The following is a 16,953-nucleotide window of genomic DNA, read 5'->3' on the forward strand; positions in this document are numbered from 1 at the left end:
GAAAGTGGACAGATGAAATTCATTAGCAGAAAGGATTTTTATGGGTGGTTGTATGAAAAAAAGAAAGGTTACAGGAGAATACAGAAGGGATATGATGATGGGATATTCTTTTATCCTTCCGGCAGTTGTCTTTATGCTGGCTTTAATCGGTTATCCGATTATCTACAACATCATAATCAGTTTTCAGGATGCCACTGCTTTGACCATTTCCCAGAATAACAAAGCATTTGCAGGTTTAAAAAATTACCGGGAAATTTTCGGGGATCAATTATTTTGGACTTCCTTAAAAAATACATTTGTATATACGGGAGGATGTCTGGTTTTTCAGTTTGTAATCGGTTTTGCACTTGCTCTGTTTTTTTCGAAAAAATTTACCTTTTCCCGGTATACCAGGGGTTTGATCGTGATCAGCTGGATGCTGCCGGTTACGGTCACGGCACTTACTTTTAAGTTTATGTTTGCAGAAGGAAACGGCATTGTCAATGAGATTCTGCTCAGCCTGCATTTTATTAAGGAGCCAATCGGATGGCTGATTGAGCGGAAAACAGCCATGCTGGGAGTTATCATTGCCAATTCCTGGGTAGGAATACCATTTAATATGCTTCTTCTTTCTAATGGTCTTGGGAATATTTCTGAAGATGTATATGAGAGTGCCGGCATTGACGGGGCAAATAAAATTCAACGTTTTTTTCACATTACGCTTCCTTTGTTAAAGCCTACTATTTTGTCTGTTTTGATTCTGGGATTTGTGCTTACTTTTAAAGTATTTGATTTGATATATGTAATGACATCCGGCGGGCCGGTGGATGCAACAGAAGTGCTATCCACTTATTCCTATCAATTGTCCTTTAAGAATTTCAATTTTGGAAATGGTTCAGCGGCGGCTAATGTACTGTTCCTATGTCTGTTCATAGTAGGCCTGATTTATCTAAAATTTATTTCGGATGACGAGGTGATGTAATATGATAAAAATACATTTAAATGAAAAACAAAGAAACCGGATTAATAATGGACTGGCAGTTCTTGTAGTGATTATATTTTTATTTCCGATCTACTGGGTCGTTGTCAGCTCCTTAAAAATGGATCAGGAGATTTTCAAAAAGCCGCCTACGCTGATTCCCCATCTGCCTACGTTATCGGCATATATCCAGCAGTTTACCGGTGCCAACTCGGTATTCAGACCTTTTCTGAATTCCGTTATTGTGGCAGTGGGTTCTATGCTGATATGCCTGACTCTCTCCGTACCGGCGGCATATGGACTGGCAAGATATAAGGTGAAAGGGTCCAAGTTTTTTATGCTGGTATTTCTGGTAACCCAGATGCTTCCGGCTTCCTTAGTGTTGACACCCTTGTATCTCATTTATTCCAGACTGGGACTTTTAAATAATTATCTGGCACCGATTTTATCTACAGCCACTGTCTCGGTACCTTTTGTAATTCTAATGCTGCGGCCCATATTTTTGAATTGCCCCATAGAATTGGAGGAAGCAGCCAGAATTGACGGATGCAACCGGTTCAGTGCATTTATCAGAATTATTATTCCCATATCCAAGCCCGGAATTGTGACTGCTTTTTCTTTTGGATTTATTATGGCTTGGAATGACCTTGCATATTCTATGACCTTTAATACAAAAGAGGCGATGCGGCCTATGACAGCGGGAATATATCAGTTTCTGACGCTGTACGGAACCAGGTGGAACATGATTATGGCTTATGGGGTTTTATTAATTCTGCCTATTGTAATTTTATTTATGTCTTTGCAGAAACATATAGTCAGTGGACTGGTAAGCGGAGCGGTTAAGGGATAAATAATGAAAAAACAGCGTACAAAATAATAAACAGGAGGAATGACTATGTCGGTATTTCAATTAGATGGAAATCGTTTGGTGTTCCATTATGATTCGGAAAAATTATGGGTAGAGCCCTGGGGAGAAAACAGTTTAAGGATCAGAGCAACAAAACAGGCAGATATGCCCGGGGAGGACTGGGCGCTTCAGAAAGTAGAAGAGAAATCCTGCTTCAGAGTAATGATTGAAGATGACCAGGCATCTGTTTCAAACGGAAAAATAAAGGCAGTTATTTCCAAGTATGGGAAAATGATCTTTTACAACCAGAAAGGAGAGATTTTATTAGAGGAATATCTGAGGAACCGCCTGGACGTTTTTGCAGACTATTGCAGTGCCCTGGAGGTTGAGGCTAGAGAATTTTGTCCGATACCCGGTGGTGATTATCATTTGACTATGAGATTTGTATCTGATCCTGATGAAAAAATTTATGGAATGGGGCAGTACCAGCAGCCGTATTTAAATTTAAAGGGTACGGACTTGGAATTGGCGCAGAGAAATTCACAGGCAAGTGTGCCTTTTGCATTATCTTCTCTGGGGTATGGATTTCTCTGGAACAATCCGGCGGTGGGAAGGGTTGTCTTTGGAAAGAATATTACCAGTTGGGAGGCAGTTTCAACAAAGGTACTGGACTATTGGATTACAGCAGGTGATACTCCGGCTGAAATAGAAGAAGCCTATGCCTCCGTTACCGGAACGGTTCCAATGATGCCGGAGTTTGCCATGGGATTCTGGCAGTGCAAACTCAGATATCAGACTCAGGAAGAACTGCTTGAGACAGCCAGGGAATATAAGAAAAGAGGACTGCCCATTTCGGTAATTGTAATTGACTATTTTCACTGGCCTTTGCAGGGAGACTGGAAATTTGATCCGAAATATTGGCCTGACCCGGATGGAATGATAGCAGAACTAAAAGAAATGGGTATAGAATTGATGGTGTCTGTCTGGCCCACGGTTGATTATCGTAGCGAAAATTTCCTGGAGATGAAGGAAAAGGGCTATTTAATCAGAACAGACAGAGGATTTCGTATGGTCATGGATTTTCATGGCAATACCATTCATTTTGACGCTACCAACCCGGATGCAAGAAATTATATCTGGAATAAGGCGAAGAAAAATTATTATGATAAAGGTGTAAAAGTATTCTGGCTGGATGAAGCTGAGCCGGAGTATTCCGTATATGATTTTGACAATTACAGGTACCATCTGGGACCCAATGTACAGATTGGAAATATTTATCCTGCAATGTACGCAAAAGCTTTTTATGATGGAATGAAAGCGGAGGGACAGGAGAATGTTATAAATCTTCTGCGCTGTGCATGGGCAGGGTCACAAAAATACGGTGCACTTGTCTGGTCCGGCGATATCCATTCTAGCTTTTCCAGCCTTCGTAATCAGCTGGCAGCCGGGTTAAATATGGGATTGGCGGGAATTCCCTGGTGGACTACGGACATTGGAGGATTTCATGGAGGTAATCCTGCAGACCCGGAATTTCGGGAGCTGCTGATCCGGTGGTTTGAATATGGAACCTTTTGCCCGGTAATGCGCCTTCATGGATATCGGGAACCGCTTAAAGCGCCTATGGGATCAGAAGGCGGTGCCGCCTGCGTATCGGGCGCGGATAATGAAGTGTGGTCATTTGGCGAAGAAGCATACGAAATATGCCGGAAATATTTAGCACTTCGGGAACAAATGAAGCCATACATCACCAGAATGATGAAAAAGGCACATGAAAAAGGAACGCCGCCTATGCGTCCATTATTTTATGATTTCCCGGAAGACGGGCTTTGCTGGGAAATAGAAAATGAGTACCTGTTTGGAGATGAGCTTTTAATTGCTCCGGTTTTATATGAAAAACAGAGACAGCGGGAAGTCTACCTTCCAAAAGGAACAAAATGGACGGACATTCGGACGAATGAGAAATATGAAGGCGGGCAGACGATCCTGGCAGAAGCACCGTTAGATGCGTTGCCGGTATATTGCAGAGCTGGGAAGGCTTGTAGATCAGAAGCGTGAACTTCCTGTATCTTTATACTGTTTTCTTCCAGATTTTAATGTTATACTTAGGAGGTGAATTACTAGAAATTGAGAGCATTTATCTTTGAATCCGGTGTTGGCAGTTTCCAATCCGGATTATGAAGAACAGGCTCGGTCAGGAGGAATTATGGTAGTATTTGATAAAGAATTATGTACAGGATGTGGGGCATGTATAAAGGACTGCCCGGGTAAGGCAATCAAATTGGCAGAGGATAAGGCGCAATCCTGCCGCCCATGCATACAATGCGGACATTGTGTGGCTATCTGCCCTGTGAATGCTGTAAGTATTCCGGAATATGAGATGGATGAGGTTGAGGAATATGTGGAGGCAGATTTTAAGGTCTGTCCTGATCACTATCTTCATGCATTGAAATTTCGAAGGAGTATCCGCGATTTTAAGGAGCAGAAAATAGAAAGAGATAAACTGGACCGTATATTAGATGCAGGACGATATACCGCTACTGCAAAGAATATGCAGGCGTGTACTTTCGTGCTGGTGCAGGAGCAGATGGAAGAATTCAGGGAATTGCTTTGGAATGAAATACCGGGAGTTTTGGAAATCTTAAAGGAATCAGCGCCGGATTATGAAAGAGCATTTCGAAGTTTTTATAAAAAATGGCAGCGAAATCCAAAGGATGATACATTTTTATTCAATGCACCGGCATTTCTGGTGATTGCTTCCCAAAATCCTCTGGATGGAGGACTGGCAGCGGCAAATATTGAGAACATGGCTGTGGCAGAAGGAGCCGGAGCATTGTACAGCGGATATATGATGCGGGTTCTGGGAACGAGTCCGGCATTGCAGGAATGGCTGGGCATTGGAGAGAAAAAGGTGTCTTGCTGCATGCTGTTGGGATATCCAAACGTAAAATACAGAAGAACTGCCCCAAGGCGAAAAGCAGACGTAATCTGGCGGTAGAGTTCTTTAGTCTTTGCATTTACAAAATATTACCTGATTAATTTTGCCTGAGATACAAAAACTAGAGTATGTTTAAAATTTGATTTCTGACAGCTGTGCGTCACACAATGTGGGATTTTGTTATGAAAATGCCAGGTGCAGCGGGCTACGCTGATTATTTTTGGGACAAATTTCACGCGAAGGGGCGTACAGATGGAGGGAATGAATTTCAAACAAGAGGAGGTATGATCATGGCAAAAGCAGGTATGAGAAGGCCAAGTCCTTATGACCCTAAAAATCACGGAACAGAGAATCATGAACGGATGCATCATCCTAAGAATGAACAGGCAAAGGTTCCTGAGATTCAGGGTGCTGCGAAAAGCGGAAATGCTAAGGCTGGTCCTGTCAATGCTCCAAACTGGGCAAGAGACGATTACAAAGCGGGAAATAAGAGCGAGAGAGATTAAGAGAAAGATTTTGAAAAAGCGGGGAAAGAGTTTCCTCGCTTTCTCTAATTTCCAACAATTTTTATGTTATTACTTATGGGTTTCCCATCTTTCCCAGATTCAGGGTGTCGCCAGAAATGTTGTAAAATAGGCAATGGAAAGTATTATCATGGCAACGACAGATAAAATGCCGTTATAAAGGATATATGTTTTTGAAGGCTCGGTACTTTTACCGAAAGCCCGCCAAAATTTGAAATACCATAAAACTCTGGGATTAAAGATATTCAAAACCAATAATAAGATTGAAATGATATATGTAATCACAATAAAACCTCCCTGGGCAGATTTTTGCTGCCCCTTTATGTGTTATGTGTATTGATTTTAAATATGGGGAAGAAAGTTCAAGACAGCTTCCTTATTTAATATGTGTATTTTTTTGTTTTCATAACAGAACAATTCTTCTTTTATACATTGTGCGATCGCACGGTTTATACTTCTGATGGGAGCATTCGCTTCTAATGAAATCTGTTTCTTTGTAAGCAAATGCAGACGATTCTGTTCATAATGTACAGCAATACATCTTAAAACCCGTTCACGCACATTCATTAATGATAATTCTTCAATTAACAGACTGTTTCCTACAAGCTTTTCTGCAATTATGGAAATTAATGCCGATACTGCGTCAAAATCATTCCGCAGCCATTCTATAAAATCTTTTTTATGAAGTACGTCAACCGTGCAGGAAGTATTTGCTGTAATACTTACCGGCTTCAATTCATCATAGAAAGGTTCAATTTCTCCAAATATACTGTTGGATTTGTATACATATACGGTAGTCATTGTACCTTCCGCATTTTGAATAAATGCTTCGGCTTCCCCCTTGAGTAAGAAAAATACAAAGGAATTATCATGACCGGCAAGCAGGATTGGGCTTCCGGCAGAATAATGTTTTCTCACTAATTTTTCCTTTATCCCCGGAGGCATATATAAAAGTAAATCTTTGCTCATATAAAAATCTCCTTAAGTGGGTCAACTGACCTTATCATTAATCATACTTTGGGGTTATTCTATTGTCAAGCTTTAAAGCTGTGAGATTATTATCTAATACACAATTAGATACACTCTGTATATGTAAAGCCATGTGGTGAAAAGTGAGAGATATTAAATAAACAGAAAAGGAGATATGAATGAAATACTGTATATTAAAATCTAAATTAATAGGTCTGTTTGATTCGGATAAACTGGCTGCTAAACCGGAAGAGTGGGGGATTTATAATGAAATGGAGCTGGATGTGCGCCGTATCGGATATGCCACGAATCTGACGCCGGAAATTATTCTTCGAGCAAAAAAGATGGAGGTCAATTTCATGCTGACACATCATGATTCCTGGGAATTCGTTTTCGGAATGAAAGAAGAGTGTAATGCATTGCTGAAAGAATATCATATAATCCATGCATTTTTTCACGCACCGCTGGATGATGCGGATTTTGGAACAAGCGCCTCGCTGGCTAAGGCGCTGGGAATCAGAAATTTAAAAAAGGATTTGCCTTATGCGGAAATTTATAATGGTGGGTGTATAGGGGAACTGGATACCGGGATGCAATTTGAAGAATTTTCTGTTAAGCTGACTGGAATCTTAGAGGAACCCGTTCGGCAATATAAGAATCATAACAAAAAGATTAAAAAAATATGCGTAGCTGCAGGTGGTGGGAACCTTACAACGGAAATGAAAATTGCGGTAGAAAAAGGATGTGATACCTACGTCACCGGTGAATATGCATTGTATTCACAGCAATATGCACGTTTTGCGGGAATGAATCTGTTTGTTGGCAGCCATACAAATACGGAGATTTCAGGAGTATATGCTATGGCGGAAAAACTGGTTTTGGGTACAGATGTGGAAGTGTACCGGATACCGGAAAGTAACGATTGAAATTAAATTAAACATTGGTTTTTGCTGAGAAAAGGTCCTTCCTTTTCTTAGCTAAAACCAAACTTTATGAATTACTAATTGACGATACAAAAGAAAAATGGATTTCAATTCAGGGTCCATGTCTTTCCATATCGCTGGTTAGTATTTTTTATTTTATGGCAAAAATATAGGTTCAATCCAGGGTTTTAAACAAATTATGACAAAACTGTAAGAATGTTCTCTGATTTTGTAAGGGTGTTGAAAGATTCTTATTTTAAGATAACAGTAAGGTCTACAACGAGAAAAAGTAGACAGACAACAGAATGGAGCTGGCAATAAATGAAAATGAAATGTGAGTCAAAGAGAAAGATGATAAAGAGTGTAATCATTGGTTTATTGATTGCAGTCCTGGCAGAATGCTTTCTGGTCAATTATCGGACCTGGGAGTCTTTCACCTTTTCACCCATAGAGGGATATTCGGTTGACTATAGTGTGGAGAAGGAGACGGAAGAGCCGGGCAAAGTGCATTTTAGCAAAGAGGAGGCAGTAATTGAAATTACAGATATCAATGAAGCAGTTCACAATTTATATCTGGATTTGCAGCCGGAAAAGGAGAGTATCAGTCAATTCCAAATTCGGATTTCAGCGGCGGATGAAGGAAATGAGCTGTACTATGAACTTCCACCCCTTGTTATAAGTGTTAACAGCGCTGCTGGTAAATATGTGAAACTAAACCTGAGTGGTAAAGCAAAAAAGCTGAAAATAGAACTGGAAGATTTAAAAGGAGAAGCAGTTTGGATCAAACAGATTGGTCTGAATGTTCATAAGCCTTTAAATTTACATATTTCTAATATAGCAGGGATTTTTATATTATGGATGCTGTTATCCGGACTGTATTACATGCGGAATTTATTGAAGGCTAAATGTGATATGAGGAATAAAAAGCAATACTGCATCTGTGTGGCGGTGATTGGTATTGAGTTAGGCGTGGTATTGTCTGGCGCATTTGCGACTGCAAAATATGTGGATCCGCCATGGGTTCATCACTACCAATATGAGAAGCTGGCGCAATCATTGGCGAAAGGACATTTTTATCTGGATATTGAACCATCGAAAGAATTGCTGGCTATGGATAATCCCTATGATACAAAGCTTCGGAAAAACCTGAAAGTTCCGTCCGAATGGGATACCGCCTACTTTGAAGGAAAATATTATGTTTATTTTGGAATTGCCCCGGTACTGTTTTTTTATCTTCCATATTACTTGATTACCGGACAGGGGTTTCCGACAGTTGCGGGGACAGTCTTTTGCGAAGCACTGTTTGTTTTGGGAATTGTAATGTTGCTGTTGGAATTGGTGAAAAGATATTTTAAAAAGACTTCTTTTGGAATGCTGCTGCTTCTGGAAATATTAGTATTTTGCGGAAGCGGAAGCCTGATTGTAGCAGAATATCCCACATTTTATGCCCTCCCGATTATTATGGGAATGTGCTTTGTGGTATGGGGAATGTATTTTTTAATATCCGGATTGGGGCAGGAGAAAATCCATATAAAACGTGTCCTTACAGGATGTATCTGCCTGGCACTTACTGCAGGGTGCCGTCCACAGATGCTGGCGGCCTGTTTCCCCTGTTTTTGCCTTTTGGCTCCGCATTTAAAAAAGACATGGAGGCTGGATAAAAGAGTCTGGGCGAAACAGGCTGGTATTTGCCTTTTACCCTTTCTTCTGATTGGAGCAGGGCTAATGTATTATAATTATGCAAGATTTGGATCCCCTTTTGATTTCGGGGCAAATTATAATCTTACTACGAATGATATGACAAACAGAGGATTTCATCTGGACCGCTTTCCTTTGGGAATCTATATGTTTTTGCTGCAGCCGGTAAACTTTCAGACACAATTTCCGTTTATGCAGAAAGTAGACGTTGCGGCTGCCTATCAGGGGATCACTATTTTCGAAGGAATGTATGGGGGGATTTTAATGCTGCATCCTTTCCTATGGCTCAACGTGTTCATTATAAAAATGAAAAAGGGACTCCGGCAAAAAGGGCTGTTTGCTTTTGCTTTGGTTTCACTGGCAGCAGCAATTGTAATTATGGGTGCAGATGTGCAGATGGCAGGTATATTAATGCGGTATATGTGTGACTTTGGAATCTTTTTATGCATACCGGCAGTGTTGGTAATAATGCAGGCGGAAACCGAGATAAGAGACAGGCAGTTTAAGGCAGCAATCCATGCAGGCACAGGCGTATTAGCAGGGATCAGTGTGTTGTTAAGCGGTTTGTATCTTTGCAATTGAAAGAGGTGAGATAATGGATGAATTAGCAGTTTTAATACCATGCTATAACGAAAGTACTACCATTGGGAAAGTGATCAGGGATTTTAAGCGTGCTTTGCCAAAAGCGGTTATCTATGTCTATGATAACAATTCCAACGACGGAACGGATGAGATAGCAAGAATGGAAGGAGCGGTTGTCCGCTATGAAAAGAAGCAGGGGAAAGGAGAAGTGATCCGGACCATGTTCCGGGAGATAGATGCACAGTGTTATCTGATGGTAGATGGGGATGACACTTATCCGGCAGAAGATGCCCGGAAAATGGCAGATCTTGTGTTAGATAAAGGAATTGATATGGTAATCGGCGACCGTCTGTCTTCTACATATTTTGAAGAAAATAAAAGACTGTTCCACAACCTTGGAAACAAAGTGGTGCGCAAGCTGATTAATCTCCTTTTTGCAAACAATATACGTGATATCCTAACGGGCTATCGGGCATTTAGTTATCGATTTGCCAAGACATTTCCAGTATTATCAAAAGGATTTGAGATTGAGACAGAGATGACGATCCATGCACTGGATAAAAATATGCACCTGGAAAATGTGATCATTTCTTATAAAGACCGCCCCCAGGGAAGTATCTCCAAACTGAATACTTTTTCTGATGGAATCAAAGTTTTAAAAATGGTGGCGAGACTATACAAACATTACCGTCCCTTTTCCTTTTATCGCATTATTGCCGTTATTTTGTTTCTTTTATCTGTTGCTTTTTTTGTACCGGTATTGGGAGAATACTTCAAAACAGGCTTGGTAGAGCGCTTTCCAACCCTGATTATCTGCGGCTTTCTTGTTGTGGCTTCTTTACAGTCATACTTCAGCGGTTTGATTTTAAATGTAATCAGCACCAATCAGAGACAGCAGTTTGAATTATCTCTGAATCAATTTGAGGGATATAAGACAATGCAGGAAAAAGGGGATCATGAAAAGGCAGAAAACCCGGTTTAAAATCTATACCGAACCGTCTAAAATACATAATTAGAATGAAATTGGCAAACACGGGGAATCCTGTTGTTTGCCAATTTTTGTATCCGTATCCTGAAAAGGTTTTTACAAAAAGAAAGATTTTACCTCTAATCAAAAGATATTACTCTAGTAAAAAAGACGGGTTATTGCTATTCTAAATGAGAAAAAATTGATAATAGTGATATTTTTTTCTGTATTAAAAAGGAAAAATTGTGAATTTTGCCCCGAAGTTAGTCAGGCAGCTCGCTGCGCCTTGTATTTTCGGAACAAATTCCTCACAATGTGTGACACACAGATGTCGGAAAGCAATGATCAAACACGCTCTGGAATGAAGCAAAAGAAGAAGGGATAGGGAAAAGATACGTATGAAATGGAGAGAAAGTATTTGTAATCGGTTTTGGAAGAAAAGAAAACAAAGTTTAGCGCTGCTGTTAGCTGTTGTAATGAGTGTTGTATCTCTCGAAGCACCTGTATTTGCAGCAGAAATCAGCATGGTGGGTGAAGAAGATACCAGCAGCTTTGCTGACGATACCCAGGATACTACGATATATGATTTAAAAACAGATGACCTGGTGAATCCAGTTGGGATTGATACAGCTAATCCGGTTTTTAGCTGGAAAATGAACTCAACTGCAATGGGACAGTGCCAGACAGCATATCAGATTATAGTGGCAAAGGATGTGGAATTTGCTGATGTATACTGGGACTCTCAAAAGATATTGAGTGACATATCAGTGGGAATCAAATATGCAGGCAATCCTTTAGAAGCATCAACAACCTACTATTGGAAGGTGGTAGTATGGGATAAAGACGGAAATGAAATACAGTCAGATGCAGCCAGCTTTGAAATGGGATTGTTGGGAAATGAAGGATGGAACCAGTCCCAGTGGATACAGGTAGGAAATTCTACGGAACCGCCAACATCCACAGCAGGAGAGACGAATTATGTTGTGGAAGCCGATATTCAGATTGTAACTACCAGCGTCAGCCTTCTGTTGGAAGCTACAGACAATAATAATTTTCTGTTATGGCAGTTTAATAATAAAAACGGGTATATGGAATTTAAACCACATTACAGGAAGGCGGGTAATTTCCATACGATTCGGCAAATGAATGTGTCACAGTATATAAACGGAAAAGATACGGATGTTCAGCACGTAAAAGTTGTTGCCACTAATGAATCCATATCCACTTATCTGAATGATCATTTAATTGAGGAGATTCCGGCATCTGACCTGGGAGGAATTGGATTAAACGGAACCATAGGGCGTTTGGGCTTCCGCTCTCATTCAATGGAAGATGAAGCAGGGTGGATGGACAATATTACACTGACTGATTATTCTGTAGATCCGGACGGAATTGTATTGAAAAAATATGATTTTGAGGATGGTTATAATCCTTTTGATGACGGTGCCGTTGAAAATGGCAGGCTGAATACAAAATATACAGGAGTAGAAACAATTGCGCTTGAGAAAACAGAGGAAGAAACAGTAGAAAAAGTGCATTATTCCGTAGAGGCGGATATTACCTGCCATACGGATGCGGTAAGTTTATTATTTAATGCGACAGATACATCTAACTTCTACATGTTTCAGTTAAATACAAAAGATCAGCCGGGAAAGGTTTTATTCAAACCCCATACCTGGAAGGATGGCAGCTTTGCTACATACAGCAGTCATAATAAAGATGTCACTTCATATTTAGGTTCAGCAGAGGAATTTAAGACCAATTCCGCACATATTAAGATTGATGTAACGGAAGAAGAAATAAAAACTTACATAAATGAACAGTTAATAGATACTTTTTCTATTGGTGAACTGAGCGATCAGAACTCAATAGGAATTGCTCCTCAAATTGCACATCTGGGATTTCGTGCAGATCTTGAGGAAAACGGAACAGTAGATAATTTTAGATTAGTAGATTATACGGATAATATCAGCGGAGATATTGTATATGACTATGATTTTGAAAATGAAAACCCATTTCTTACCGGTGCGGTAGAGGATGGCAAATTTGTAACAAAGGGCGTGGGTATTCTTCTGCCGCCTCAGGGGATTTCCACTTTTCGTAAGGAAGTAACGCCTGGTGATAATCTGGTATCTGCAAAACTGTATACTGCCGGATTGGGTGTATATGACGTATTCATCAATGGGGAACGTGTTGGAACCAGGCAGGATGATGGATCTGTGATTTATGACGAACTAAAACCAGGTTATAACCATCACTCCAAACGAACAATTTACCATACTTATGATGTTACACAAATGGTAAATGGAGAAGAAACCAGTGTGATATCAGCACATGTAACCTCAGGGTGGTGGTCCGGACAGGTTGCAGGTTTTTATGGCAAAGAAGAGGCATTCCGTGCTCAGCTGCTGCTGACTTATGGAGATGGTTCGACCAGAGTGATCGGAACAGACAGAAGTTGGAAGACTGCGCTTCAGGGACCTATCCTGTATGGTGATATTTATAATGGTGAAACCTATGATGCGAATGCAGACTTGTCATTCCGGCAGACCGGCTATGATGATTCAAAGTGGACATATGCGGATCTGAATAAAGAATTTAATGGTATCATCTGCCCGCAGGATGGGCCGTCTGTACGCGTTCGTAATGATCTTGAACTTACTGCACAATCTGCGGTAGTATATGATGGTGCTGTGGATGCAAATGAAAATCAGTTCGGAAGGATCAATATAACAGGAACTTATGCTCCGGTATCCGCTTTTGTTCTGAAAGCAGGAGAGACAGCAGTATTTGATATGGGACAGAATTTTGCAGGCTGGGATGAGATACAGGCTGAAGGCAGAAAGGGTACGATCCTGACCATGCGTCACAGCGAAATGCTCAATGATAATAACGGACTGAAATCCCGTGGAAATGATGGCGCACAAGGCAGCATCTATACAGCCAATCTCCGGTCGGCAAAGGCGGCGGGACGCTATATCATGAATGGTGAGGGAATTGAAAGCTATCATTCCACCTCCAGTTTTTATGGTTTCCGGTATGTGGAAGTTACAACAACGCAGGATGTGACGATTCATGGAATGAAAGGTATTGTGGTGAGTTCCGTGGCAGATGATACTGGAATGATCTCCACTTCTGATGACGATGTAAATCAGTTGATCAGCAATATTTTGTGGGGACAGTATAGCAATTATCTCTCAGTGCCTACCGACTGCCCGCAGCGTGATGAGCGGAAAGGGTGGACGGCAGATACTCAGGTATTCTCAACTGCTGCTGCATATAACGGAGATTCCAAGGGATTCCTCAGAAAATATATGGATGATATGAATGATTCCCAGGTAACTGAGGGCGAATACAATGGGGCTTATCCGGATACTGCACCTTACAACGGATATGGCGAGATCGGACAGCTTGGATGGGGAGATGCCGGTATTATCATACCCTATAACCTTTATAAAATGTACGGGGATGCCACAGTCATTGAAGAAAATTATAGTAACATGCAGGACTTCATGGATATTTTTATGGCATCCACGAATAAGATGGGCGGAGGCCATAATCACGGTGACTGGTTAGCATATGAAAGTAATGACGATGAAGTACAAAATCTGTTTGGTATCGCCTATTATGCCTGGGATGCCGCAATGATGTCAGAAATGGCTGCGGTATTGGGAAAAACAGAGGATGCAGAGCGGTATCAGGCACTTTATGAAGAAGAAAAAGCATTTTTCCAGGAAATGTTTGTACAGGAAGACGGCAGTCTGAAGCGTACAGAACAAACGGCATGTCTGATGGCATTAAAAATGGATTTACTGCCGGATGAAAATTCTAAAGCGGTAGTAAAACAGGCGCTATTAGATAATATCAAACGCAATGGCAATAAACTGCAGACTGGATTTTTAGGGACCGCAATTATCATGCAGACATTATCAGATATCGGAGCAACCGATGTGGCTTATCAGCTGCTGCTTCAGCATGGTAATCCATCCTGGCTGTATTCAGTTGATCAGGGAGCTACTACTGTATGGGAACGATGGAATTCTTATACAATTGAAGACGGATTTGGTCCGGTCAGCATGAACTCATTTAACCACTATGCTTATGGGGCAGTTGCAGAATGGATGTATGGCTACATGGCAGGAATTATGTATGACACCCAGAATCCGGGATTCAAGCATATTATTCTTCAGCCATCACCGGATCAGTCTATTCAGAAAGTGGATTGCACATATGATTCGGCATACGGCAGCATTGTCAGCAACTGGAGCTATCAGGATGCCAAATTTAATTATGATGCGGTAGTACCTGCAAATACAACTGCAACCATTTCTATTCCGGTAGAGGATGGTGAAACAGTTACGGTAAATGGAAAATCATATACAGAAGTGACGGCAGAAAAAGATGGCTTATCCTACATAGAAACAAAAGATAATAAAGCTGTGTTTGAAGCAGTTTCCGGCTCGTACCACTTTAGTACAGGTGTGGCTGAATACTGTAATATCACACTGAAAAATGCAGATACAACAATTCCTTGTCTCATAAGTGTGGATGGCAGTGAGATGCAGGTAATGCCTTCCGGAATTAAAGTGGAAAAGGGAAAAGCTGTTACAATCAAAGCGGTACCGGTTAATGATGTAGATTACGCCTGTGTGGGTTGGAGTGGAGATGAATCTGCTAAGAGCTCACAGATTACAGTTACACCTCAGGGCAATATGACATTAACAGCAGAATTTGCATGGATTGGCAGTGAAAACCTGGCGGAACAGCAGCCGGTCACCAGTAATGAAACAGGTTGGGATATCGATGCATGGTCACATGCAAATCTCGTAGATGGTATTTTAACCAGTGAATCCCAAAGCTTGGGCTATACTACGATGCAAGGTCAGTCACCGGACGTGGATTATTGGGTAGAAATTGATTTAGGGGAAGATACGGACTTCAATCGTATCCAGCTCTATCCAAGGTCAGATACCCTCAGTATCAACGGAGGGGCACCGAATTTCCCGAAAGATTTTTCATTTGAAGTACGCAAAGAAAATGAAACGCAATACGATACAATTGTAACCAATACGGATTATGAAGCGGCAGTTGGTAAGCCTTCCGTATTCACTTTTGAATCCGTAAATGCAAGGTATGTCAGACTGCATGTAACAAAATTAGGCGATCCGGCAGCAGCGGACAGAGATTATTATTTCCTGCAGCTGGCTGAAATGGGGATCTATAACCGGGATAACAAACCGGTAATTGATAGAGCTGCTCTGGAAAAAGCAATCGAAGATGCTAAAACTTATGAGGGTAAGCAGGCTGATTATACGGAATCAAGCTGGAAAAATTTCCAGGATGCATTAGAAGAAGCACAAAGAATACTTAGTGATGAAACTGCAGATCAGGAAACCGTGGACACTGTTGCCCAGGCTCTGAATCAGGCAATGAAAGACCTGATAGCAGCAGACAGAGAACCGGTTGTAGAAAGTGTAAAAGTATCTCCGGGGTCAACAGTACTGGAAAGAGGAAGCGCACAGAAATTTACGGCATCTGTAATTGGTAAAAATGAACCTCAGCAGACAGTAACATGGTCCGTTACCGGAAATTACAGTGCGGCTACCACAATTTCCAAGGATGGTGTACTGACAGTGGGAATAGATGAAACAGCAGCACTGTTAACGGTTCGGGCTGCATCAGCGGTAGATCCTGATAAATTTGGGACAGCCACTGTAACATTAAAAGCAGTGCCGCCGTCCGATGTAAAGGTTAGTCGCATTTCCGTTACTGCATCAGCTAACCGGATCTTTATTAAAGAGAAAACTACGGTAAGAGCGGTGTTACTTCCGGAAAATGCCACGAATAAGAACCTTAATTGGACTTCATCGGATACAAAAGTCGCAACTGTTGATAACCAGGGAAAAGTCACAGCTAAAAAAGATGGAACGGTAAGGATCATCGCCACAGCGGCAGATGGAAGTAACGTATCCGGTTCCTGTTCTATAAAAGTAGTAAAACCAAGAGTTAAATTAAACGCATCTTCTATAAAACTGCAATTAAAGAAGAGCACAAAAGCGTTGAAAGCATCGGGACTCCTGTCAGGAGATAAAATCAAAAGCTGGACAAGTAAAAATAAAAAAATTGCGACGGTAACGAAATCAGGCAAAATTACTGCAAAAAAAGCTGGAAATACCAGTATTATAGTTACAACCGTAAAAGGTGCAAAAGCGGTCTGCAGAATAAAAGTTGTAAAAAGCGCTGTAAAAACGAATAAGATTACTGCAGATAAGAAGAAAGTTACATTGAAAAAAGGGAAGAGTTACCAATTGAAGATCTCCAGGTCACCAATTACGGCAACGGATAAAATTACCTATACAACTTCTGCCAGTAGATTTGTTTCAGTAAATAAGAAAGGAAAAATAGTGGCTAAGAAAAAAGGAAAAGCCGTAATCACAATTAAAACCAGCAATGGAAAGAGCACAAAAGTAAAAGTAGAAGTAGTTTAAAAGTAGTTCAAAAGTAGTTCAAAAGTAGTTCAAATACAGAAGATATATAACAGAAGATAAAA

General features: G+C 40.8%; 11 protein-coding genes. 10 read left to right on the plus strand and 1 reads right to left on the minus strand.

Annotation, left to right across the window (positions count from 1 at the left end; genetic code table 11):
• The first annotated feature begins 52 nt into the window (after positions 1-52).
• From CD03_RS0105235 to CD03_RS0105255, 5 genes are all read left to right on the plus strand, one after another.
• Entirely contained in the window at positions 53-961 is a 909-nt protein-coding gene (locus tag CD03_RS0105235) for a carbohydrate ABC transporter permease (protein ID WP_044289149.1), read from the plus strand.
• Position 962: 1 nt separating this feature from the next.
• Entirely contained in the window at positions 963-1,808 is an 846-nt protein-coding gene (locus CD03_RS0105240) for a carbohydrate ABC transporter permease (protein WP_027292728.1), read from the plus strand.
• Positions 1,809-1,853: 45 nt separating this feature from the next.
• Positions 1,854-3,860 carry a glycoside hydrolase family 31 protein gene (locus CD03_RS0105245; RefSeq protein WP_027292729.1) on the plus strand — a complete coding sequence of 669 codons (2,007 nt, stop codon included), beginning with the start codon at positions 1,854-1,856 and terminating at the stop codon, positions 3,858-3,860.
• Between the two features lie 148 nt (positions 3,861-4,008).
• Complete coding sequence (locus CD03_RS0105250; protein WP_027292730.1) at positions 4,009-4,800, plus strand: nitroreductase family protein; 792 nt, start codon at positions 4,009-4,011, stop codon at positions 4,798-4,800.
• Positions 4,801-5,030: 230 nt separating this feature from the next.
• Positions 5,031-5,246: a hypothetical protein gene (locus CD03_RS0105255; protein ID WP_027292731.1), complete on the plus strand. Its 216-nt coding sequence runs from the start codon at positions 5,031-5,033 to the stop codon at positions 5,244-5,246.
• 360 nt (positions 5,247-5,606) lie between these two features.
• Here CD03_RS0105255 and CD03_RS0105265 read toward each other — a convergent pair whose 3' ends face one another.
• Complete coding sequence (locus CD03_RS0105265) at positions 5,607-6,233, minus strand: Crp/Fnr family transcriptional regulator (RefSeq protein WP_027292733.1); 627 nt, start codon at positions 6,231-6,233, stop codon at positions 5,607-5,609.
• 179 nt (positions 6,234-6,412) lie between these two features.
• Here CD03_RS0105265 and CD03_RS0105270 point away from each other — a divergent pair, with 179 nt between their 5' ends.
• The 5 genes from CD03_RS0105270 to CD03_RS35815 all read left to right on the plus strand — a co-directional run bounded on the left by CD03_RS0105270 (position 6,413) and on the right by CD03_RS35815 (position 16,891).
• Positions 6,413-7,159, plus strand: coding sequence for a Nif3-like dinuclear metal center hexameric protein (locus tag CD03_RS0105270; RefSeq protein WP_027292734.1), 747 nt, complete (start codon positions 6,413-6,415; stop codon positions 7,157-7,159).
• Positions 7,160-7,477: 318 nt separating this feature from the next.
• A complete protein-coding gene (locus CD03_RS35810) occupies positions 7,478-9,436 on the plus strand; it encodes a hypothetical protein (protein WP_052377678.1) in 1,959 nt (652 codons plus the stop codon).
• Positions 9,437-9,449: 13 nt separating this feature from the next.
• Positions 9,450-10,418 carry a glycosyltransferase family 2 protein gene (locus CD03_RS32510; protein WP_044288921.1) on the plus strand — a complete coding sequence of 323 codons (969 nt, stop codon included), beginning with the start codon at positions 9,450-9,452 and terminating at the stop codon, positions 10,416-10,418.
• Positions 10,419-10,614: 196 nt separating this feature from the next.
• Entirely contained in the window at positions 10,615-10,788 is a 174-nt protein-coding gene (locus CD03_RS39850; RefSeq protein WP_442969721.1) for a DUF6783 domain-containing protein, read from the plus strand.
• A 13-nt stretch (positions 10,789-10,801) separates the two neighbouring features.
• Complete coding sequence (locus CD03_RS35815) at positions 10,802-16,891, plus strand: family 78 glycoside hydrolase catalytic domain (RefSeq protein WP_052377679.1); 6,090 nt, start codon at positions 10,802-10,804, stop codon at positions 16,889-16,891.
• Positions 16,892-16,953: the final 62 nt, after the last annotated feature.

It is taken from the genome of Robinsoniella sp. KNHs210 (genome assembly GCF_000686105.1).
Classification (GTDB): domain Bacteria; phylum Bacillota; class Clostridia; order Lachnospirales; family Lachnospiraceae; genus Robinsoniella; species Robinsoniella peoriensis.